A 23,596-nucleotide genomic window follows, 5' to 3' on the forward strand; every position below is an offset into this window, starting at 1 on the left:
ATTATATTCCAATGGATCGCTTTTAATGTTAATGTGAAAGTGATTACATATTGAGGAGGACTTAGTTCATGGAGAATTCGAAATTACCCTTTGCCGATCATTTCGCTAAGTTAAGAGAGCATCCGAAGTGGTTGGTTAAGTTAATCGCTTTCTTAATTATTTCATTTTTTGTAAGTTGGCTTCACTTTATCGCTATCGATCAGACTAAATTACTTAAAAAAAATGATGCTGGTCAACAAGCCATAGATGCCTATAATCAATTCAAATGGCCTATGATCATTGGTGGAGCGATAGGTAACTTTATTTTGCTTATATTAATTGCTTTCTTAATCTTTTTAGTAATTTCTAAAATTATGAAATCTGATGTCTCAGCTTTAAGTATTTTTTCTGCATCACTTTCTTATAACATTATTGTTTATACTTTCGTGCTTATAGTTTTCGCAATTCAAGCAATTGCAGGAATTGATTTGGGCGAGTATAATATAGCAAGTCTCAACATATTTGATAAAGGTAACGGTTTCTTGGAGGCAATCAATTTACAATATTTCTTATCTGCTTATGTAATTGGTTTATATTATTACTTTACTGCTAAACTTTCTAAAAAATCAGCAGTTATTTGGGCTATTGTTGCATTGATAGTTCTTATTGCAATAGGAATGATGAATGCAGGTTAAGGAATGTAATCAAGAAACGATACAAAATCAATAGAAATATCTAACGGTCAGTGATTATAAATTGCTGACCGTTATTTTTGTAGCACTTAATATTACAGTCTGTCTTAACATAATCGAGTCTACTTATACACCCTGGGATTTATAATTAGTTCAAAAGCAATAAAAAAGACTTGTTTCCTAATCATCTAGGAACAAGCCTTTAAAATTACCTACTTAACCTCAGCACAACTTTAGAGGATGTTCAGTAAAAATTTGATGCTCTAGTTTCTTTCGATTTCATACTTTTTTAACCGGAAATCTATACCTCTAACTCTTTCCCTCATCTTCAATCGCAATACCTAAATTCTTTAAACGCTCATTTACACTAGGATGAGAAGATAAGGCGCCTCGTTTTTTATTGTTAATGGGTCCTAATTTAACTAATTGATGAAATGCATTCTCGATATCCTCTTTATCAACGTATTTAGCTCCGTAAGTATCACATTTCAACTCGATATGTCTTTTATACTTAAAAGAGCCTGCTAAACCTGAAAGGTAAATTATAACGAATAGCACAAAGACAGCAGTAATAGCTATAGCGTTATTAGGTAATGAGAAGATATCCAATAATATTGAAACAATGAATGGCACTAATGCAATAGCACTCAAAGAAGCTAACTGCATTTTTAAAGGGTCATTATCTCTGATATGACTATACTCATGCATGATAAAAAAGCGCAACTCTTCGTCCGAAAGTTGATCAAGAATACGATTATCGATGATTATTGAAGATCTTCTTCTCTTTAAAGCGAATAAATTAGCTTTGTATGGCACATCTGCAGATAAAATATCGATTTCTTCACCCTTTAATTCAGGCACAGTTCTTTGAATAAATTCACTACTCACCTTTTTCTTATTCGAGAAAATGATGTCTATATGTGGTTTTACAAATGCGTAGACGAATAGCCCAATAGCAAATAAAAAGATAAATCTCATTTGCGCATCGTTAATAAAAGATAAATGGACAATTCCAAACTTAAACAAAATAGCAATAATTAACAGTATTAACGAAACAATTCTCATTAATCACAAAATCCCTTTATTAAAGTATTGAAGAAGGTTGAAATTAGTATTTCTTTCATACACCAGTTCATTCTCTACATTCCTATTTCAACCTTATTTCTCTTCAGCCAACTTTTCATAGAAATACTGCGCCACGACAATATCCACAATCGCAAGTCCTACTGATTTAAAGACCGTTACTTCATCATCATTGTCACGTCCTGTAAGTTCGCCACTCACAATACGACCAAGTTCTCCGTAAAGATCCGCTTCATCAAATTTTCCAGCTTTCATTGCTTCAATAAAGTCGCCTGTCTCTTCTAGCGCAGCGTTTTTAGACTCTACAGCCACTTTATCAGCGTGAGCTAAGGCATCACTTGGAAGTTCTTGCATATCTGGTTTGAACGAACCTACCGCATTTAAGTGAACGCCGGCATCTAATTTCCCTTCAAATACAGGCTTAGGCGAGTTCGTTGCTGTGACTACGACGTCAGCGCCTTTCATCGCGTCGTTCACATCTTCAAACACTTCTGTTTCAAGATAGTCGAAACGTGCTTTTATTTCATCCGCAAAACGCACTGCTTTCTCATACGTACGGTTGAAGAATTGAATGCGCTTGATATCGCGAACTGCAAGCACCGCTTCAATCAATCCTTCTGCTTGCTCACCTGTTCCAATGACGCACAACGTGTCAGCATCTTCGCGCGCCATGTACTGCGTTGCGACACCTGAGATCGCGCCAGTTCTGATTTTAGTTAAAAATGCCCCATCGAGTACAGCGAGGGTTTCACCAGTTTCATGATCTGTCAGCATTACGGAACCCTCAATTGTTTGCTTACCACGTTGTGGATTGCCCGGTACGAAACTGACAATCTTCACACCTGTTACCTGTAATTCATCACAAATTGCTGGCATGACTAAATAACGGTTATCGTCGTTAAACGGTAATGTGTAACGAAGAGGCGTCTCAGTCTTTCCTTCTGAGTAGGCTTGTAACGCTTGTCCTGTCACCTTTACGACTTCTTTCATATCCATAACGTCACGTTGGTCTTGTGCACTAATATATCTCATCGCTTTCGCTCCCTTTCTTCTTAAATTCTATGTATGAGCACTTTTAGCTCTTAGTATAGGTAAAATTAATGTTCATTGGAACTTCGTCTTTTAAAGCACCTACAAAGTCCATATATTCACTACTTCACTTACTGATATCCTACCCTGAAACAGAAGTGATTTAACTCATCTTTATGATAACAAATTGACATAAATTAAGCTGAAGTATGACTGTAATCACACTCCAGCTCGCTATTATACTCATAATCATTTTTTAAACGCGTGCCTTCCTATTATAAAGTGCGCTCAACTTTTAAAGAACGCTCAACACTTTTACATAGAGCAACTACTGTTGATGATAAAGTTCGTACATTCTCAATATTAATCGCAATATTTTATCAATATAAGCCTCATCTAATACTTCAGGCTTAATAATCAAATTGAAATAGATCGGCGAGAAGATTAAATCTATAAACAAATCTTCATCGTCTATCGTCGTATATGTCTCAATAATATCTTTCAACACGCTACGTTTCTCGCTAAAGTATGCCTCCATGAAACGCATCTTGGCCTCTTTATGATACTGATTGATCAAGATTTCCATCACTGCAATGCCTAAATTGGATTTATAGATGTGCATGACGTGAATGAGAAACTGATACAAATCGTCATACAAACTCACAGGATGGGGTTTGTAGGTCTCGGTCTGTTCGAGAAACATATCGATGATGATAAAGGATTTGTCAGACCAACGTCGATAAATCGTCGTCTTCGATACACCGGACTGATTCGCAATTTGATCAACGGTCATATCATGATAATGTTGTTTACTTAAAATATCGTCTATTGCGTTAAATACTTTCTGATTAACCGTGGGATCTTTGGGTCTCCCTGCCATGTGCGCCACCTCTTCTATGTGCTATCAACTCGACTAGCTCAAACACAATCATTGCAGTGACAAACCATGCGATAAATCCAACGATGATGCTTAATAACCACATTCCTGTATAAGTTAACATGATCCATGTCACTAATATATTGGCTAGTACACCTATCATACCAAAGACTGCGCCACGACTCACGTGCATCGCTACTTTGTCGCCGAATTCGTATCCAGAGAGATACATCGATACGAGATAAACTGCGGGGAACGTTGCGAAGATCCCTCCAAACTCTCTCCAAGGTATGACCATAGATATAATGTAACTTAAGGCTACTGCTGCGCCGCCGAGTACAAATTTAATGACGAGTGATTTCACTGACATTCGCTCTCCTTACATTAAATGTTTGATTCCGAAAAATGCACAAGATAATACGAGCCAAAATAAGACTGCAAACACGGTTCCGCGTTGGAAGCCTTTATTCTTAATATAATAGGCCGTCACAAATACCGTAACAATACATGCAACAATACCTAGAATCGCTCCTGAACTTAAGTGAATCGACATGTTGACGAGCGTTTGTCCTCGATGGTCAATCGCAAGCGCAATCACTGCTGCGAGATAAACTGCCGGCATTGTCGCAATAATGCCACCGATCTTACCTCCAACTTTCTTCGCGAGCACTGATGCGGCCGCTACGGCAAGCCCACCTATTAGAAATCTCAAGATTAAACTAACGAGTGATATGCCAAACATCTTACATCCTTCTTCCTTCTATTATAAAACGATACGTTTCGTTCACTAATTATCATAACGCCGTCACGGTAGGATGTAAATAGTTAATTTAATGTAAGGGCTTTCTTAATGAGGAAGGCGGACATTTATACTTGTGTTGTCTTTATCCCCTAGCATTCATAAATATAAAAACCCTTATGAAGACAACTCTCTACTGCGCTTCTTAAATTATTTTACGGGAGTTGATGTACGATCATCGAGTTAATTAATGTGAAGAGAACAAAGTGGACAAAGCCGAATTACAAAGTCCACGTTGTAGATGCAGCACCGCGAAAACAACAACTTCTTCTTGTCCTGCCACCGAAAAAGAACCTAATGACAAGCCTCAGCCCGCATTAGGTTCTCCAACTTCACATCATCTTATGCAATTTCAATAATAAAGCGACGCACCTCAGTACCGTCTTCCATCACGCTCGGCTCGATTTCTTCGCCACCATTCTTCTCGATGACTTTAGCCGATGACGTATTCGACTTCTCGCAAGTCACCAACGCCTCTTTAACATCGATACGTGATAGATAATCTAGCGCTTTTTTCAAGATCTTGCTTCCATAGCCTTGACCGCGATAACTGCGCCGCACGCCATAGCCAACATGACCGCCCACTTTCTTCAATTTGTGGTTTAAGTCATGACGAATATTTGCCGCACCGATGATTGTTCCTTCAACGATGAGGAAGTATGTTGTATTATCGATACTTTCGTCATGCGACTTATTCGCTTCGAGTGACTTCACAAGGTCTTCGAAGTCATCGTATTTCACGATGTCCGTTACACGTGGGACAACGAGTTCGTCATTATCGATCCATTCTTTAATATATTCACAATAACGTTCTTCATCCGCCATGGTTAATTCTCTAAATTCAGCCATGTTGACACCCCTCTTTCTGCTAAGTCGTTATGAAATTTTTATTTTCATACAGCTCATTAATTCTAACGAACTCATCTTAAGACTTTCTTAGGTAAAATGCAACCCCTTTATTTGACTTGATGAGCATAAAATTCCTCACGATGATAAAAGTAATACTGCGCATCCTTTCATTTTCCATAACCATCGCAAAAAATGATCAAATAAAAATATCGTTATAGGCAAACTATATAATGAATTAATATTGTGAAAAAAGGGTATATTTACTAATGAGAACAAATTAATTTGCTATGTAATATACAAGAAAGATAGTCCACCTTACGATTCAACTCCAGAAAAGACAGAAAAGAATGGAGGTCGTTTACGATGAATAGCAATAATTCAAAAATCATGTTTGTATTCTTTGGTATATTAGCATGGCTATCAACGATGTTTTTATTTATTCTACCTACATTAACGCCTTATCAAAAACATATTGAGAGTCAAAATGGTATTTCAGAAGGATGGCTGGTAGTGCTTCTAATTATTATTACCTTAGCCTACCTAGCAATTATAGGATTAGACTTAATTAATTCTTTCGCGACACAAGTACTTCAATTCGTCTTACTGGTACTTGTTGTCGTTTGTGCCTTACCGTTTATCACAGCATTTATCATTATTTCATTTATTATTGATATCAGTATCATGGAAATCTTTATTCCTATCCTTCTCGTTATCTTAACGATATTACTACACATTATTTGGGTCGTTATTCCATTTATGCAAAGTAAAGCGTTAAGAGAAGCACGAGATAAAATGAAGCGCTAAATCAAAGCGCAACAAATCCCCCGCTCGCTACAGATAGCGAACGGGGGATGATTCATGTCTTTAACATTTGATAATTATTTAATAATACCGATGTCTTTTCCGATTTTTTCATAAGCAGCTAATGCTTTGTCTAACATTTCTTTCGTATGTGCTGCAGTAGGCATGTTACGTACACGTCCTGTACCGCGTGGCACTGTTGGGAAGACGATGGATTTCACGTAGATACCTTCATCTTTAAGACGTTTACTGAATTCTTGTGTATCTTTTTCATCACCAATAATAACTGGTGTGATTGGTGTTTCTGATTCACCAGTGTCGAAACCAAGTTTTTGTAAGCCTTCTTTAAGATATTTCGCATTATCCCAAAGTTTGTCGTGAAGCTCTGTTGATGCCATAAGCTTTTTAACTGCAGTAGTAACCGCTTTCGTATCTCCAGGCGCAAGTGAAGTTGAGAATAAGAATGGACGAGATTGTGCTTTCAACCAATCGATGAGTTGTTGGCTACCTGCAACATAACCGCCGACAACACCAATCGCTTTAGATAATGTACCGATTTGGAAGTCGATCTTATCTTGTAAGCCGAAGTGCTTCACTGTACCAGCGCCGTTGCCCATAACACCTGAACCGTGCGCATCGTCAACGTAAGTGAGTAAGCCGTATTCTTCAGCGATTTCAACGATTTCTGGTAACTTCGCAACGTCACCGTCCATGCTGAATACGCCGTCAGTGATGTACATTACTTTGTTGTACTCGCCTGATTCAACCGCTTCTTTCGCTTTCTTTCTTAAATCATCCATATCAGAGTGGTTCACGCGGATAATCTTCGCTTTAGATAAGCGACAACCATCGATGATTGAAGCGTGGTTTAATTCATCTGATAGAATCGCATCGTTTTTATTCATTACTGCAGAAATTGCTGCCATATTACAGTTGAAACCTGATTGGTATGCGATTGCTGCTTCTGTACCTTTGAATTCAGCAAGTGTTTGTTCAAGTTCGTCGTGGATGTCGAGTGTACCGTTGATTGAACGTACCGCACCAGCACCAACACCGCGGGTATCAATCGCTTCTTTAGCTGCAGCTTTCAAGTCTTCGTCTGTAGCTAAGCCTAAGTAGTTATTTGAAGATAGGTTGATATATTTCTTGCCGTCGATTTGAATTTCAGGACCGTTTGCCCCTTCAATCGTATCAACCTCGTTGTATAAGCCGTTCTCCTTCAAGTAATTGAGATTTTCATCTAAGAAATCGTGTAGTGATTGTACCACTCATAGTCCTCCTTTGTTATGTGTAACAAGCCATGAAAGTCGAGGCGCGAGATGATTCAACTCGCTGACCTTTCGTATGTTATACATGATATTAAATCTAACCTCATCTTTATCATACCCTATTTTATATTGAGTGAAAAGCGAATACGGTCATTTCAGAAAGCGCTTTTATCATGATAGCCTCGGTCTATTTTACATGTAACACTATCACAGTTAAAAGGCGGGGTCAGACCTTACTGCAGAGGCGCAAATCGTGTTATAATGAGGTGAAATTAAGTAAGGAGAAGGATAAACATGACAGATTGGTTCGAACTTGCACGCGACTACGAAACGACAATGATACAAACGCGACGCTACTTACATCAATATCCAGAGTTATCATTTGAAGAATATCACACACACGAGTATATCTTGAGTAAGCTGCATGATTTGTCATGTGAAGTACAGCAGCCGGTGGGTCGCAATGGTATCGTAGCGACGTTCAGAGGCCATGGCGATGGTCCGACGATTGCTTTGCGCGCTGATTTCGATGCGTTACCTATTGAAGAAGCAAGAGAATCTCATTACCAGTCTCGCAACAGTGGTGTGAGTCATGCATGTGGTCACGATGGTCATACGGCTATTCTGCTTTCATTAGCTGAGATTCTAGAGGCACATAAAAACCAACTTAACGGTAATGTCGTGCTCATCTTCCAACATGGCGAAGAACTCATGCCAGGTGGTGCACAAGAAATGACCGAAGCCGGCTGTCTTGAGGGCATAGACCGTATTTATGGAAATCATTTATGGTCTGGCTATCCTACAGGTACGATCTATTCTCGCTCTGGTGCGATGATGGCTTCTCCTGATGAATTTAACATCGCAATTCACGGTCGTGGCGGGCATGGCGCTAAGCCTCACGAAACGATTGACCCTGTCGTTGTGATGGCGGAATTTATTCTCAGCGCACAGAAGATCGTGACACGTACGATTGACCCTGTGAAACATGCGGTGATTAGTTTCGGCATGGTTCAAGCTGGTTCGGCAGATAACGTGATTCCAGACTCTGCATATTGTCGTGGAACGGTTCGTGTATTTGATACAGACATCCAAGCGCATATTAAATATAAGATGGAGAAGCTATTGCAAGGACTGGCAGTGGCCAATGATATTACGTATGACTTTGAATACATTAGAGGTTATCTCCCTGTGGATAACAACCACGAGTGCTATGAAACGATTAAACACGCAGCACAAGATCTCAATTTGATTTATCATGATAGTGATTTGATGATGATTGGTGAGGACTTCTCTTACTATCAAACGGTGAAACCAGGTGGGTTCTTCTTGACTGGTTGCGGCAACGAGCAGAAAGATACGATGCATCCGCACCACAGTCCTTATTTCGATATCGATGAGGCAGCTTTGAAATATGCTTTAAGTACTTTCTTAAAGATTCTTGATCTGGAAAATGTGTTCGAAGATGAGAAAGCGTAGATTTATACATTTATATTAATAAAGAAGTGGGATAACAAGATCTTAGTGATGTGCGTTATCTCACTCCTTTTTTATTCACTCAATATCTCACTTGAATAGAGAGATTTTTATTCAATAGGGCTTAAATTCTTTCATCAGTAGTTGAGCTTTATAATCAATTTAGTCTTAATCATCAGTCATAAAATACCAACAAATGTAGACGCTCGGTGGATACTTACTTTTCTGAGTGATTTTCTTATTGTAATATTTAAATAGTAAATGCTTTATCATTTTAAAGATAGACTTTATCGACAAACTGTGCTATCTTTAAATTAAAGAAGGTGCAAGTGCTGGAACACTTACACCCTATAAGCCCGTTTTTAGACGGTGGCTAGAATAATTTCTATAAATCATTCTAACAAAAGTTGGAATGATTTTTATTTTTTTATGGTAATCATTGAGATAACAAATCCTATGAAGACTAGAATTAACATTCCTAAATCTATCATAAGATGTAGTAATTCTACAATTGAAACCACAACGTGGCGTCTCCTTTCTAAAGAATAAAGTAAATGCTATCATAAGCATCACTCTCCTTTATTTAGGATTGCCACCATCTTCCAACTTGCTTATATACATATTACAGTGAAGAATCTGTCACCCGGATAGTCTAAATTAAAAGTGTGAAGTTTTAGTAACATAGCTTAAGATCAACATATCAGTTTTTTACAAGTGTTGATTTACATGATTTGATTCATTTAAACTTTATATATTAAAGCCTATCTATACCACTCTTTTTTTACTCTTTCAATTATTTATAGTATTTCATACGAAAGTATGCTAATTTAATAATATAAGCTCGTTCTTATACGGTGGCTTTTGATGATTAGATTACCATTCAAGCTAAAGCTTGTATGGTCATTTAATATTACTTTTCTTTAATATTAACTATCGATACTACTAATCCTATGAAGACTAGAATTAACATTCCTAAATCTATCATAAGATGTAGTAATTCTTCGATAGGAACCACTATGTGGTCTCTCCTTCTAAAGAAGGAACTTAATACTTTCATAAGCATCACTTTTCTTATAGTAGGAGAGAAAGGCCCGGAACATCATGTTCCGGGTCTTTTTAGTTATTTTTAGTCAAAAAAGAGCCCCCATAAAGGGAGCTCTAAAAAGATATACTCGTTATTATTCTTTGATTTCAGTTACAACGCCTGAACCTACAGTACGTCCACCTTCACGGATAGAGAAACGAGTACCGTCTTCGATAGCGATTGGTGAAATTAATTCAACGTCCATTTCAACGTTGTCACCAGGCATAACCATTTCTGTACCTTCTGGTAAGTTAACTACACCAGTTACGTCAGTAGTACGGAAATAGAATTGTGGACGGTAGTTAGAGAAGAATGGAGTGTGACGTCCACCTTCGTCTTTAGATAATACGTAAACTTCAGCTTTGAATTTAGTGTGTGGTGTGATTGAACCAGGAGCAGCTAATACTTGACCACGTTGAACGTCTTCACGTGCAATACCACGTAATAACGCACCGATGTTGTCACCAGCTTCAGCGTAGTCTAATAATTTACGGAACATTTCTACACCAGTAACAGTTGTTTTTTGTGATTCATCAGCCATACCGATGATTTCAACTTCTTCACCAACTTTGATTTGACCACGTTCAACACGGCCTGTAGCAACAGTACCACGACCAGTGATTGAGAATACGTCCTCAACTGGCATCATGAATGGTTTGTCAGAGTCACGGTCTGGAGTTGGGATGAAGTCGTCAACTGCTTGCATTAATTCTAAGATTTTGTTTTCTTGTTCTTCGTCGCCTTCTAATGCTTTTAATGCAGATCCAGCGATTACTGGTACATCGTCACCAGGGAAGTCGTATTCGCTTAATAAGTCACGAACTTCCATTTCAACTAATTCTAATAATTCTTCGTCGTCTACTTGGTCAACTTTGTTTAAGAATACAACAAGAGCTGGTACACCAACGTTACGTGATAAAAGAATGTGTTCACGAGTTTGTGGCATTGGACCGTCAGCAGCAGATACAACTAAGATACCGCCGTCCATTTGAGCTGCACCAGTGATCATGTTTTTAACGTAGTCAGCGTGTCCTGGGCAGTCAACGTGAGCGTAGTGACGTTTGTCAGTTTGGTACTCGATGTGAGCAGTGTTGATTGTGATACCACGTTCTTTTTCTTCTGGAGCGTTGTCAATCATGTCGTAAGATTGAGCTACAGTATCACCATTTTTTGCTAATACAGTTGCGATTGCAGCTGTTAAAGTTGTTTTACCATGGTCAACGTGACCGATAGTTCCGATATTGGCATGTTCTTTTGAGCGATCGAATTTTTCTTTAGCCATTATAGAATCTCTCCTCTTCGATAGAAAATTGTTTGTATTATTTATCTCTCATGACAGTTTCTCACCATCATGAGAATCAGCTCCCTAGGAAGAAACTACCATACGATAGTCTTCCTAGTTCACTGTTGTTTCTAACATAGTTTAAACAAACCTATACAGTTCATTTATAATGCATTTTAACCAAAAAATCAATGCATAAAACTTTGCTCTGCCTAACGAATACAATTCAGAATAAACGTAACTTTATTCAGTTGTATTCAGTTATTATTCTGCAGAACCACTGTTTTTCTTGATGATTTCATCAGCGATTGATTTAGGTACTTCTGCATAGTGATCGAAGTACATAGTGTAAGTACCGCGACCTTGAGTGTTAGAACGTAATGAAGTTGCATAACCGAACATTTCAGAAAGTGGTACGAATGCGTTAACAACTTGTGCGTTACCGCGTGGTTCCATACCATCTACACGGCCACGACGAGCTGTAACGTCACCCATGATGTCGCCCATGTATTCTTCTGGCATTTCGATTGTAACTTTCATCATTGGTTCTAAGATTACTGGATCACATTTTTTCGCAGCTTCTTTAAGCGCTAATGACGCAGCGATCTTGAAGGCCATTTCAGATGAGTCGACATCGTGGTATGAACCATCAAATAATTTCGCTTTAACGTCGATTAATGGATATCCAGCTAAGACACCATTTTCCATAGCATCTTGAAGACCTTGTTCAACTGATGGAATGTATTCACGTGGAACTACACCACCAACGATAGCGTTTTCGAATTCGAAACCTGCACCAGTTTCGTTTGGTGTGAATTCGATTTGAACGTCACCGTATTGACCACGACCACCAGATTGACGCGCGAATTTACCTTGAACTGACGCTTGTGTCTTGAATGTTTCACGGTATGAAACCATTGGTGCACCTACGTTACATTCAACGTTAAATTCTTTCTTCATACGGTCAACTAAGATGTCTAAGTGTAACTCACCCATACCGCCGATGATAACTTGTCCAGTTTCGTCGTCAGTATGCGCACGGAATGTTGGGTCTTCTTCTTGTAATTTAACTAAAGCTTGAGTCATCTTGTCTTGGTCAGCTTTAGATTTAGGTTCAACTGATAAGTGAATAACTGGCTCTGGGAATTCCATTGATTCTAAGATAATGTCATTCTTCTCGCCACATAAAGTGTCACCTGTACCAGTTTCTTTAAGACCTACAGCTGCAGCGATGTCACCAGAGTAAACTGTGTTTAACTCTTCACGGTGGTTCGCATGCATTTGAAGTAAACGACCAACACGTTCACGTTTGTTCTTACTAGAGTTCTTCACGTAAGAACCAGCGTCGAGTGTACCTGAGTACACACGGAAGAATGTTAATTTACCAACGTAAGGGTCACTCATAACTTTGAATGCTAATGCAGCGAATTCTGCATCGTCATCTGCTTTACAAACCACTTCTTCGTCTGGTTCTTCAGCACGGTGACCAACGATTGGTTTAACATCTAATGGTGATGGTAGGTAATCGATAACAGCGTCAAGCATAAGTTGAACACCTTTGTTCTTGAACGCTGAACCACAAAGAACTGGGTAGAATTCTACTTCGTTCGTTGCGTAACGAATTGCATCTTTCAATTCGTCGATTGAGATTTCTTCGTCACCAAGATATTTTTCCATTAAATCGTCGCTGACTTCTGCAACAGCTTCGATTAATGTAGTACGAGCTTCTTCAGCTCTTTCTTTATGATCTTCAGGGATGTCGATTTCTTCAACATCTGTACCTAAGTCATTGTTGTATTTATAGCATTTCATCTTAACTAAGTCGATGATTGCTTCGAAATCGTCTTCTGAACCAATTGGTAATTGAATTGGCGCAGCGTTAGCTTGTAAACGATCATGGATAGTGCTTACTGAGTATTCAAAGTTTGCACCTAATTTGTCCATTTTGTTTACGAACACGATACGAGGAACGCTATAAGTTGTAGCCTGACGCCAAACTGTTTCTGTTTGAGGTTCTACACCTGATTGAGCGTCAAGTACTGTAACCGCACCGTCTAACACACGTAATGAACGTTCAACTTCTACTGTGAAGTCTACGTGTCCTGGTGTGTCGATGATGTTTACACGGTGGTCATTCCATTGAGCAGTAGTGGCAGCTGATGTGATTGTAATACCACGGTCTTGCTCTTGTTCCATCCAGTCCATTTGTGAAGCACCTTCGTGTGTTTCACCAATTTTGTGGATACGGCCAGTATAGTAAAGAATACGTTCAGTCGCAGTTGTCTTACCAGCATCGATGTGGGCCATGACACCGATATTACGAGTCTTTTTTAAACTAAAATCTCTAGCCATGTATTTTTCTCCTTCCAGTATTACTGTGAATAAATACTATCCATATGGCGATGCCCTAAGCACAAGAAGGAATATACTCGTGGTATTCGCAACTGTCGCTCAGGGTCAATTTAACTATCTTACCAACGATAATGAGCAAATGCTTTGTTGGCTTCAGCCATCTTATGAACGTCTTCACGTTTCTTAACAGCGCCACCTGTGTTGTTAGCAGCATCTAAGATTTCGTTAGCTAAACGCTCTTCCATCGTTTTTTCACCACGAAGACGAGCGTAGTTGACTAACCAACGTAAACCTAATGTAGTACGACGCTCAGGGCGAACTTCTACTGGTACTTGGTAGTTAGAGCCACCTACACGGCGAGCTTTAACTTCTAATACAGGCATGATATTGTCGATAGCTTCTTCGAATACTTCCATTGCATCACGACCAGTACGTTCTTGTACTGTTTCGAATGCAGAGTATAAGATTTTTTGTGCTGTACCGCGTTTACCGTCTAACATAATTTTGTTAATTAATTTAGTAACTAATTTAGAATTATGAATTGGATCTGGTAACACGTCTCTTTTTGGTACTGAACCTTTACGAGGCATATTGAGAATCCTCCCTTCCTAGTATAGTCGTAATTTCATTTTTATAATCACGATTTACGCAATCTTAAACTTATTTTTTCTTTTCGTCTTTAGGTTTCTTAGTTCCGTATAATGAACGCCCTTGTCTACGTCCATCAACACCTGAAGTATCAAGTGCACCACGTACGATATGGTAACGCACACCAGGTAAGTCTTTTACACGTCCACCACGTACAAGTACAACACTGTGTTCTTGTAAGTTGTGGCCGATACCAGGGATGTATGCGTTAACTTCGATATTGTTAGATAAACGCACACGTGCATATTTACGTAACGCGGAGTTTGGTTTTTTAGGTGTCATAGTACCAACACGAGTACAAACGCCACGTTTTTGTGGTGAGTTTAAGTCAGTAAATCTTTTCTTTTTACTGTTGAAACCTTTATTCAATGCTGGTGAATCTGATACTTTAGATTTGCTTTTTCTTGGTTTGCGCACCAATTGGTTAATAGTTGGCATTGAATGTGTCCTCCTCTCTTGTTTTATAATCCCACACATCCAGGTGGTTCATTTTTGAGTTAAAGAAAATTTAGTAAGGCTCAGCTTACTAATTCACTTCAGTAGCGCCACGACTGTGGCATCTACGTTGATACCTACCTCTGATCCTAAAGCGCGTTTGCTTTCGAAATAGTCAATAGGTATCGCTTTATGATTGATTCTGTTCAACACGTCCGTCAACAAATAAACTTCGACGTCTTTCGCAATAATCAATGATGTAACTTGGTCTTTGTCCAAAGCTTTAAGCGTTTGTTTCAGACCAACAACATAGCGTTGTTTGTTAAAGCGTGCAACTTTTTCATTAGACATTTACATATCCTCCAAAGTTCTGCTTGCATCAACCTTAACAATAATAACATGAGTTAGATGCCCCGTCAATACAATTAGTGAATTATATTGGCTTCATTGCTACGTTGTCTTATACTCCATTTATGTTATCAGATACGTTTGCGAAATTAAACCACCTATAGCGATTTTCTACTAGTCAAATTCCTTTCTTTGATCATAAAATGAGTGGTCTCAAATACAAGCGTTTGTGTTACACTAATCCAAACAGAAAAAGGAGATTTAATCATCATGTATAAAAACTACATTTTTGACTTCGACGGAACGATCGCTGACTCAAGTCAATGCGGTGTTATCGCTACGCAACATGCTTTTAAAAAGCATAACCTCAACATTCCTAGTAAGACGACAATCCAACACTATATGGGTATCCCGATCGAAAAAAGCTTTCCAGAAATGAGCGAACAACAATTAAGTGAAGAAGCACTCTCTCAACTCATCGAAGATTTCAGAGCTGAATATAAAAAGGTTGAAAATAAGTATTTGACGCTATTCCCTGGAATTGAAGAAATCTTAATTAAGTTGCGCAATCAAGGCATCAATATGTTTATGGTATCTAGTAAACACAGTGAAGTGATTGATCGAAACTTGACGATACTAGGTATTAAAGACTATTTCACAGAGGTAGTTGGTTCAGATAAAGTGGATAAATATAAACCTGCTCCCGATGGCGTAAACTATATTGCGCGGGTACATCAGTTGAATAAGATGGAAACAATTTATATCGGCGATGCTATATTTGATATTCAAATGGCTAAAGCTGCAGATATTGCTTCTTGTGCCGTGACTTGGGGTTCGCACTCTTCTCGTGAATTGATGAGTCAAAACCCAACGTTTATCGTCCATAACGTGAACGATTTACTGACAGAAATTAAATAATCTTAAAAGTGATGAAAGCGAAAGGTTTGAAGTGCAGGCCTTTCGCTTTACCTATGTGTTCGCAAATCGCGCTACAATACAAAAAGCAGCAACCCATCTAAGGGCTGCTGCTTTGTCTTATATCTTATTCAGTGAATTGAACGTCTTCACTTGTCATGTCTGCTTCAGATAAAGTCTTATCGTAATGAACGTCGCTGTAACGTCTCATACCTGTACCAGCTGGAATCAATTTACCGATGATAACGTTCTCTTTCAAGCCGAGTAAGTTATCACGTTTACCTTTGATTGCCGCATCTGTAAGTACACGAGTTGTTTCTTGGAATGAAGCTGCTGATAAGAAGCTTTCAGTTTCAAGAGACGCTTTCGTAATACCGAGAAGTACTGGTTTAGCAGTTGCTGGACGTTTGCGTTCTTGGAATGCTGCACGGTTTGCGTCAGTAAAGTTGTGAATGTCGACAAGTGAACCTGGTAGTAAGCCTGTGTCACCTGCTTCGATAATACGAACTTTACGTAACATTTGACGTACCATGACCTCAACGTGTTTATCGTCGATTTCAACACCTTGCATACGATAAACTTTTTGAACCTCTTTAAGTAAGTAGCTTTCAGTAGCGTTAAGACCTGCTACAGAGAGGTAGTGTTTAGGCTCAATAGAACCTTCTGTTAATACTTCACCACGTGCTACTTCTTGACCTTCTTCAACTTTCAATCTTGAAGTACCTGAAGCGAGGTAGCTTCTTGTTTCGTTAGCACCTTTAATCACGATTTCTTGTTGACGGTCTTTCGCAAGTTTAATTTCTTCAACGACACCTTCGATTTCTGTAATCACAGCTTGACCTTTAGGATTACGTGCTTCGAAGATCTCTTGGATACGAGGTAAACCTTGAGTGATGTCACTACCTGCTACCCCACCAGTGTGGAATGTACGCATTGTAAGCTGTGTACCTGGTTCACCGATGGATTGTGCGGCGATGGTACCGACTGCTTCTCCGACTTCAACTTTTTCACCTGTTGCAAGGTTCTTACCATAACAACGTTCACACACGCCGTGACGTGTATTACAAGTGAATGCTGAGCGGATGTACATTTCAGTAATACCTGCATCAACAATCTTCTTAGCTAAATCAGAAGTGATGAGTTCGTCAGGGTGAACTAAGATTTCATCCGTTTCTGGGTGACGAACTGTTTCTTTAGAATAACGTCCTTCAATACGTTCTACGAATGGTTCGATCATTTCAGTACCTTCTTTGATATCTGAAACGAGGAGACCACGGTCAGTACCACAATCTTCTTCGCGCACGATAACGTCTTGAGCAACGTCAACGAGACGACGAGTGAGGTAACCTGAGTCGGCAGTCTTAAGCGCTGTATCGGCAAGACCTTTACGCGCACCGTGTGTAGAAATGAAGTATTCTAATACAGTTAAACCTTCACGGAATGATGATGTGATAGGTAATTCGATGATCTTACCAGATGGTGCTGCCATCAGACCACGCATACCTGCAAGTTGAGTGAAGTTAGATGCGTTACCACGGGCACCAGAGTCACTCATCATGAAGATAGGGTTAGTCTTTTCAAGTGATTGCATTAATTCGCCTTGGATCTTATCTTTGGCATTTGTCCAAATTTCAACTACGGCGTTGTAACGTTCATCTTCAGTGATTAAACCACGGTTATATTGTTTAGTTACACGTTCAACTAATGCTTCACTTTCGTCTAGAATCTCTTGTTTGTCAGGAAGAACCACGATGTCAGATACACCGACAGTAATACCTGCTTTTGAAGAGAATTTGAAACCGAGGTCTTTCATTCGGTCAAGCATCATAGATGTATCAGTGATGCTGAAACGATTGAAGACTTCAGCGATGATATTACCTAAGAAGCTCTTGTTGAATGGTTCAACGAGTTCTTTATCATCGAAGTATTCTTTCAATCCGCCTTCGCCAAGTTGAGCTGGATCTACGAAGTATTTATCTGGTGTACGTACTTCGAGGTTCTCTTGACTTGGTTCGTTAATGTAAGCGAATGAATCTGGAATGATTTCGTTAAAGATAATCTTACCTACTGTTGTAGTTAAGATCTTTCTATTCTGTTCTTCAGTGAATGTTGGGTTGTTGAATGAGCTAGCGTGTACACCGATACGTGAATGTAGATGTACATAGCCGTTAGCATATGCTTTAAGCACTTCGTTAGCATCATTAAAGATTTGACCTGTATTCACTGCTTCTTTACGTTCTAGCGTAATGTAATAGTTACCTAATACCATGTCTTGAGATGGCGTAACAACTGGTTTACCATCTTTAGGGTTTAGGATGTTCTGAGCAGCAAGCATGAGCATACGTGCTTCGGCTTGTGCTTCTTTAGATAATGGAACGTGAACCGCCATTTGGTCACCGTCGAAGTCAGCGTTATAAGCTGTAGTTGCAAGTGGGTGAAGACGGATCGCACGACCTTCAACTAATGTAGGTTCGAACGCTTGGATACCAAGTCTGTGTAATGTTGGCGCACGGTTTAAGAGTACTGGGTGTTCTTTGATAACATCTTCAAGGACATCCCATACTTCGTCGTCCATACGTTCAATCTTACTTTTAGCATTTTTAATATTCGTTGCGATTTCGCGCTGAACAAGCTCTTTCATCACGAATGGTTTGAAGAGTTCAAGCGCCATTTCTTTCGGCAGACCACATTGATACATCTTAAGGCTTGGTCCTACTGCGATAACAGAACGACCTGAGTAGTCTACACGTTTACCGAGCAAGTTCTGACGGAAACGTCCTTGCTTACCTTTAAGCATATGAGAAAGTGATTTCAATGGACGGTTACCTGGACCAGTTACTGGACGGCCACGACGACCGTTGTCGATAAGTGCGTCGACAGCTTCTTGTAACATACGTTTCTCGTTCTGAACGATGATGCCAGGTGCCCCTAAGTCTAATAGACGTTTCAAACGGTTATTACGGTTGATGACACGACGATATAAATCGTTCAAGTCACTTGTCGCGAAACGACCACCATCTAATTGAACCATTGGACGAATTTCAGGTGGGATGATTGGAAGCACATCTAAGATCATCCATGCAGGATTATTACCTGAGTTTCTGAATGATTCAACGACTTCAAGACGTTTGATCGCACGAGTTAAACGTTGACCTGTAGCTGATTCTAACTCGTCACGTAATGATTTAAGTTCACCGTCTAAATCAATTTCGTCAAGTAGATCTTGGATACCTTCAGCACCCATTTTCGCTACGAATTGACCTGGGTATTTATCGTAGTATTCTCTGTACTCTGCCTCAGAGAGTAATGATTTCTTCTCTAAACCAGTTGGACCTGGATCTACTACAACGTATGAAGCAAAGTAAATTACTTCTTCAAGTGCGCGTGGAGACATATCTAATAATAGACCCATGCGACTTGGAATACCTTTGAAATACCAAATATGTGATACAGGTGCTGCAAGTTCGATGTGACCCATTCTTTCACGACGAACTTTAGATTTCGTTACTTCTACACCACAGCGGTCACATACCATACCTTTGTAGCGTACACGTTTGTACTTACCACAACTACATTCCCAGTCTTTCGTAGGTCCAAAGATTCGCTCACAGAATAGACCGTCTTTCTCTGGTTTTAAAGTACGATAGTTTATTGTTTCTGGCTTTTTAACTTCACCGAAAGACCAAGAACGAATCTTTTCAGGTGAAGCAAGTCCTATTTTCATGTAATGGAAATTATTTACATCAATCAAGGAGCCTACCTCCTTCAATATAGATTAGCTGTGCAAATTGATTGATTCCTCATTTGTCTCGGAGCATTCATTTCTAACCTTAGGCGCTAGAGCAGCAAGTGATGGCGTTACATCAAGCTTGCTACCTCTAACGTCAAAGTGGTTAGTCAATAAAGCATTCTTTAACTTATTTAAGTGACAATTAATCAGGCTTTTGAGATTCTGGAGCAGATTTTTGTTGTAAATCGACTTTGCGTTCAGCAACTTCTTCATCTTCGTTGTCATGCATGTCGATTTCGTTATTCTGTTCATCCATAATCTTAACATCAAGACCTAAACTTTGTAATTCTTTCATCAATACGCGGAATGATTCAGGAACGCTTGGTTTAGTGATGTTCTCACCTTTTACAATAGACTCGTACGTCTTAACACGGCCTACTGTGTCATCTGATTTGTAAGTCAAGATTTCTTGAAGTGTATAAGCAGCACCGTATGCTTCAAGTGCCCATACCTCCATCTCACCAAAGCGTTGACCACCGAATTGAGCTTTACCACCGAGTGGTTGTTGCGTAACGAGTGAGTAAGGTCCAGTAGAACGAGCATGAAGTTTGTCGTCTACCATGTGAGCAAGTTTAAGCATGTACATAACGCCGACAGAGATACGGTTGTCGAACGGTTCACCTGTACGACCGTCGTAAAGCACTGTCTTACCGTCACGTGCCATACCTGCTTCTTCAATTGTTGACCACACGTCATCGTCGTTCGCACCATCAAATACTGGTGAAGCAACGTGGATACCTAAGTTCTTAGCAGCCATACCTAAGTGTAGCTCTAATACTTGTCCGATATTCATACGTGATGGTACACCGAGTGGGTTTAACATGATGTCAATAGGACGACCATCAGGTAAGTAAGGCATATCTTCTTCAGGAACAATCTTAGAAATAACACCTTTGTTACCGTGACGACCACACATCTTGTCACCTACGTGAATCTTACGTTTCTGAACGATATAAACACGTACGAGTTGGTTAACACCTGGAGATAATGTGTCATCTCCTTCTTCGCGGTTAAAGACTTTAACATCTAACACGATACCGCCTGCACCGTGTGGTACACGTAATGAAGTATCACGAACTTCACGTGCTTTCTCACCAAAGATAGCGTGTAATAAGCGCTCTTCGGCAGTAAGTTCAGTCACACCTTTAGGCGTTACTTTACCTACTAAGATATCTCCGTCTTTAACTTCAGCACCAACGTAAACGATACCGCGTTCGTCGAGATTCTTAAGTGCATTCTCTGAAACGTTTGGAATGTCACGAGTAATCTCTTCAGGTCCGAGTTTCGTATCGCGTGCTTCAGATTCATATTCTTCAATGTGGATAGAAGTGTAAACGTCATCTTTAACTAAACGTTCACTCATGATTACGGCATCCTCGTAGTTATAACCATCCCAAGTCATGAAACCTACAACGACGTTACGTCCAAGTGCCATCTCACCGAGTTCCATAGATGGACCATCAGCTAAGATTTCACCTTTGTCTACGATATCTCCCGTAGAGATAATTGGGCGTTGGTTATAGCATGTACCTGAGTTTGAACGTTTGAACTTCGCTAATGGATAACGGTCTACTTCGCCTTCGTACTCTTGACCGTCTTCTTCGATTAAGCGACGAACGAGTACTTGGTTAGATTCAACATGTTCTACGCGACCTCTATGTCTTGCGATAACCGCAGCACCAGAGTCACGTGCAGCAACGTGTTCCATACCTGTACCAACAAATGGTGATTCAGGATTCATCAATGGTACCGCTTGACGTTGCATGTTCGCACCCATTAACGCACGGTTAGAGTCGTCGTTCTCTAAGAATGGGATACATGCTGTAGCTGCTGAAACAACTTGTTTAGGAGATACGTCCATGTAGTCCATTTTTTCTTTCGCCATAACAGTGTTGTTACCGCGGAAACGACAAACAACTTCATCGTCTAAGAAGCGACCTTCTTCGTCAGTACGAGAGTTCGCTTGAGCCACTACATAGCTATCTTCTTCATCAGCAGTGAGATAGTCGATTTGATCAGTAATCGCATTCTTTTCAATATCTACTTTACGGTATGGTGTTTCAATGAAACCAAACTCATTCACACGTGCATAGCTAGATAATGAGTTGATTAAACCGATGTTTGGTCCCTCTGGTGTCTCGATTGGACACATACGACCGTAGTGAGAATAGTGCACGTCACGTACTTCCATTTGAGCACGTTCACGAGTTAAACCACCAGGTCCTAAAGCAGAAAGACGACGTTTATGTGTCAACTCAGCTAATGGGTTAGCTTGGTCCATGAATTGTGATAATTGAGAGCTACCAAAGAATTCTTTGATAGATGCAATCACTGGACGGATGTTGATGAGTTGTTGTGGAGTGATTGAATCTGTATCTTGGATTGACATTCTTTCACGTACAACACGTTCCATTCTTGATAAACCGATACGGAATTGGTTCTGTAGTAATTCACCTACTGAACGTAGACGACGGTTACCTAAGTGGTCGATATCGTCAGTGAAACCAATACCATTCAATAAGTTGAAGAAGTATGACATAGATGAAATGATGTCAGCTGGTGTAATGCATTTCACTTCTGAGTCAGGGAACGCATTACCGATTAATGTCGTTGTACGACCTTCTTCATCATTAGGTACGTAGACTTTGATAGATTGAATTTCAACTGGCTCATCTACGATACTATCTTCCAAATCGTAAACTTCACTGTTCGCATTAGATTCTAATACGTCCATAATTTCTTCTAATTTACGACGATCTACGACAGTGCCTTCTTCTGCTACAATTTCGCCAGATTCAGTGTCTACGATAGGTTCTGCTAATTTTTGATTAAATAAACGATGTTTTAAGTGTAATTTCTTGTTAGCTTTATAACGTCCTACGCTTGCTAAGTCATAACGTTTCGGATCGAAGAAACGTGAGTAAAGAAGACTCTTAGCATTTTCAACTGTAGGTGGTTCACCTGGGCGTAAACGTTCATAAATTTCAAGTAGCGCTTGGTCTGTGTTCTCAGTACCATCTTTCTCTAGAGTGTTACGTAAGTATTCACTATCGCCAAGTAAATCGATAATTTCTTGGTCTGATGAGAATCCAATAGCACGTAATAGTACTGTCAATGGAAGCTTTCTCGTTCTGTCGATACGCACGTATACGACATCTTTCGCGTCTGTTTCATACTCTAACCAAGCACCACGGTTAGGAATGATTGTCGCATCGTAGTTTGTGCGTCCGTTCTTATCGATCTTCTCATTAAAGTAAACGGAAGGTGAACGAACAAGTTGAGATACGATAACACGTTCAGCACCATTGATGATAAACGTACCTGTATCTGTCATTAATGGGAAGTCACCCATGAAGACTTCTTGTTCTTTCACTTCGCCTGTTTCTTTGATAATCAAGCGCACTTTAACACGAAGAGGTGCGGCATATGTTGCATCACGGTTCTTAGATTCTTCTAAATTGTATTTAGGTTCTCCAAGACGATAATCTACGAATTCGAGAGATAGATTACCTGTAAAGTCTTCGATTGGTGAAATGTCGCGGAACATTTCAAGTAACCCTTCTTGTAAGAACCAATCATAAGATTTCGTTTGGATTTCGATTAAATTAGGTAGTTCGAGTACCTCTGATATTCTTGCGTAGTTTCTACGTTTACGATGTCTTCCATATTGGACAAATTGACCTGCCAAACAGATTCACCCCTCAAAAATTGTGTGTCCACGTTCAATATCTTTGCTAACACGATTAGACAAAAAGAAAACGGTAGCATTTCTGATGACACCATTTTCTGTTGAACCTATTAGCAATTTACTTTGTTATTTTATACGTAAAAGTACACACTTATTGAACATAAATTTTAACATTCTATAACTATATCAGAACAAGGCGTCTAA

18 protein-coding genes are annotated in these 23,596 nt (G+C 39.5%); 4 read left to right on the forward strand and 14 right to left on the reverse strand.

Annotated features, from left to right (window positions below; all coding sequences use genetic code 11):
* Window positions 1-68 precede the first annotated feature (68 nt).
* Window positions 69-674, forward strand: a complete 606-nt coding sequence (locus tag CD126_RS06150) for a YIP1 family protein (protein WP_049408616.1) — start codon at window positions 69-71, stop codon at window positions 672-674.
* Window positions 675-980: 306 nt separating this feature from the next.
* On the opposite strand, the gene CD126_RS06155 is transcribed toward CD126_RS06150, so the two are convergent.
* From CD126_RS06155 to CD126_RS06180, 6 genes are all read right to left on the reverse strand, one after another.
* Window positions 981-1,736, reverse strand: coding sequence for a M48 family metallopeptidase (locus CD126_RS06155; RefSeq protein WP_103370198.1), 756 nt, complete (start codon window positions 1,734-1,736; stop codon window positions 981-983).
* Between the two features lie 93 nt (window positions 1,737-1,829).
* Window positions 1,830-2,786 carry an ornithine cyclodeaminase family protein gene (locus CD126_RS06160; RefSeq protein WP_103370199.1) on the reverse strand — a complete coding sequence of 319 codons (957 nt, stop codon included), beginning with the start codon at window positions 2,784-2,786 and terminating at the stop codon, window positions 1,830-1,832.
* A 325-nt stretch (window positions 2,787-3,111) separates the two neighbouring features.
* A complete protein-coding gene (locus tag CD126_RS06165) occupies window positions 3,112-3,663 on the reverse strand; it encodes a TetR/AcrR family transcriptional regulator (RefSeq protein WP_103370200.1) in 552 nt (183 codons plus the stop codon).
* Entirely contained in the window at window positions 3,632-4,024 is a 393-nt protein-coding gene (locus tag CD126_RS06170; RefSeq protein WP_040806280.1) for a DUF3147 family protein, read from the reverse strand. The genes CD126_RS06165 and CD126_RS06170 overlap by 32 nt, the downstream gene beginning before the upstream one ends.
* A gap of 15 nt (window positions 4,025-4,039) precedes the next feature.
* Window positions 4,040-4,402 carry a DUF3147 family protein gene (locus CD126_RS06175; protein WP_002471490.1) on the reverse strand — a complete coding sequence of 121 codons (363 nt, stop codon included), beginning with the start codon at window positions 4,400-4,402 and terminating at the stop codon, window positions 4,040-4,042.
* 399 nt (window positions 4,403-4,801) lie between these two features.
* A complete protein-coding gene (locus tag CD126_RS06180) occupies window positions 4,802-5,308 on the reverse strand; it encodes a GNAT family N-acetyltransferase (protein WP_002471470.1) in 507 nt (168 codons plus the stop codon).
* Between the two features lie 363 nt (window positions 5,309-5,671).
* On the opposite strand from CD126_RS06180, the gene CD126_RS06185 reads away from it, so the two are divergent.
* The gene (locus tag CD126_RS06185) at window positions 5,672-6,112 is read left to right on the forward strand and encodes a hypothetical protein (RefSeq protein ID WP_049408621.1); all 441 of its coding nucleotides are present in this window, start codon (window positions 5,672-5,674) and stop codon (window positions 6,110-6,112) included.
* A 74-nt stretch (window positions 6,113-6,186) separates the two neighbouring features.
* Here the strand turns inward: CD126_RS06185 and CD126_RS06190 are convergent, their stop codons facing one another.
* Window positions 6,187-7,377 (reverse strand): glycine C-acetyltransferase, encoded by a 1,191-nt coding sequence (locus CD126_RS06190; RefSeq protein WP_103370201.1) that lies wholly within the window; start codon window positions 7,375-7,377, stop codon window positions 6,187-6,189.
* Between the two features lie 294 nt (window positions 7,378-7,671).
* Here CD126_RS06190 and CD126_RS06195 point away from each other — a divergent pair, with 294 nt between their 5' ends.
* Complete coding sequence (locus CD126_RS06195; RefSeq protein ID WP_103370202.1) at window positions 7,672-8,853, forward strand: amidohydrolase; 1,182 nt, start codon at window positions 7,672-7,674, stop codon at window positions 8,851-8,853.
* A 1,175-nt stretch (window positions 8,854-10,028) separates the two neighbouring features.
* On the opposite strand, the gene tuf is transcribed toward CD126_RS06195, so the two are convergent.
* The 5 genes from tuf to CD126_RS06220 form a co-directional block, all read right to left on the reverse strand.
* Entirely contained in the window at window positions 10,029-11,216 is a 1,188-nt protein-coding gene (tuf, locus tag CD126_RS06200) for an elongation factor Tu (protein WP_002471493.1), read from the reverse strand.
* A gap of 264 nt (window positions 11,217-11,480) precedes the next feature.
* Window positions 11,481-13,568 carry an elongation factor G gene (fusA, locus tag CD126_RS06205; protein WP_103370203.1) on the reverse strand — a complete coding sequence of 696 codons (2,088 nt, stop codon included), beginning with the start codon at window positions 13,566-13,568 and terminating at the stop codon, window positions 11,481-11,483.
* Window positions 13,569-13,687: 119 nt separating this feature from the next.
* On the reverse strand, window positions 13,688-14,158 hold the full coding sequence (gene rpsG, locus CD126_RS06210) for a 30S ribosomal protein S7 (RefSeq protein ID WP_002471487.1): 471 nt from the start codon (window positions 14,156-14,158) through the stop codon (window positions 13,688-13,690).
* Window positions 14,159-14,228: 70 nt separating this feature from the next.
* Window positions 14,229-14,654, reverse strand: coding sequence for a 30S ribosomal protein S12 (gene rpsL / locus CD126_RS06215; protein WP_002471511.1), 426 nt, complete (start codon window positions 14,652-14,654; stop codon window positions 14,229-14,231).
* Between the two features lie 93 nt (window positions 14,655-14,747).
* Window positions 14,748-15,002 carry a ribosomal L7Ae/L30e/S12e/Gadd45 family protein gene (locus CD126_RS06220; RefSeq protein WP_002471473.1) on the reverse strand — a complete coding sequence of 85 codons (255 nt, stop codon included), beginning with the start codon at window positions 15,000-15,002 and terminating at the stop codon, window positions 14,748-14,750.
* Window positions 15,003-15,269: 267 nt separating this feature from the next.
* Here CD126_RS06220 and CD126_RS06225 point away from each other — a divergent pair, with 267 nt between their 5' ends.
* Entirely contained in the window at window positions 15,270-15,917 is a 648-nt protein-coding gene (locus CD126_RS06225; RefSeq protein WP_103370204.1) for an HAD family hydrolase, read from the forward strand.
* 124 nt (window positions 15,918-16,041) lie between these two features.
* Here CD126_RS06225 and rpoC read toward each other — a convergent pair whose 3' ends face one another.
* Both rpoC and rpoB read right to left on the reverse strand, forming a co-directional pair.
* Window positions 16,042-19,638 carry a DNA-directed RNA polymerase subunit beta' gene (rpoC, locus tag CD126_RS06230; RefSeq protein ID WP_162489629.1) on the reverse strand — a complete coding sequence of 1,199 codons (3,597 nt, stop codon included), beginning with the start codon at window positions 19,636-19,638 and terminating at the stop codon, window positions 16,042-16,044.
* A 208-nt stretch (window positions 19,639-19,846) separates the two neighbouring features.
* Window positions 19,847-23,392 carry a DNA-directed RNA polymerase subunit beta gene (gene rpoB, locus CD126_RS06235; RefSeq protein ID WP_049408638.1) on the reverse strand — a complete coding sequence of 1,182 codons (3,546 nt, stop codon included), beginning with the start codon at window positions 23,390-23,392 and terminating at the stop codon, window positions 19,847-19,849.
* Between the last annotated feature and the right edge of the window lie 204 nt (window positions 23,393-23,596).

This window comes from Staphylococcus pettenkoferi (assembly GCF_002902685.1).
Classification (GTDB): domain Bacteria; phylum Bacillota; class Bacilli; order Staphylococcales; family Staphylococcaceae; genus Staphylococcus; species Staphylococcus pettenkoferi.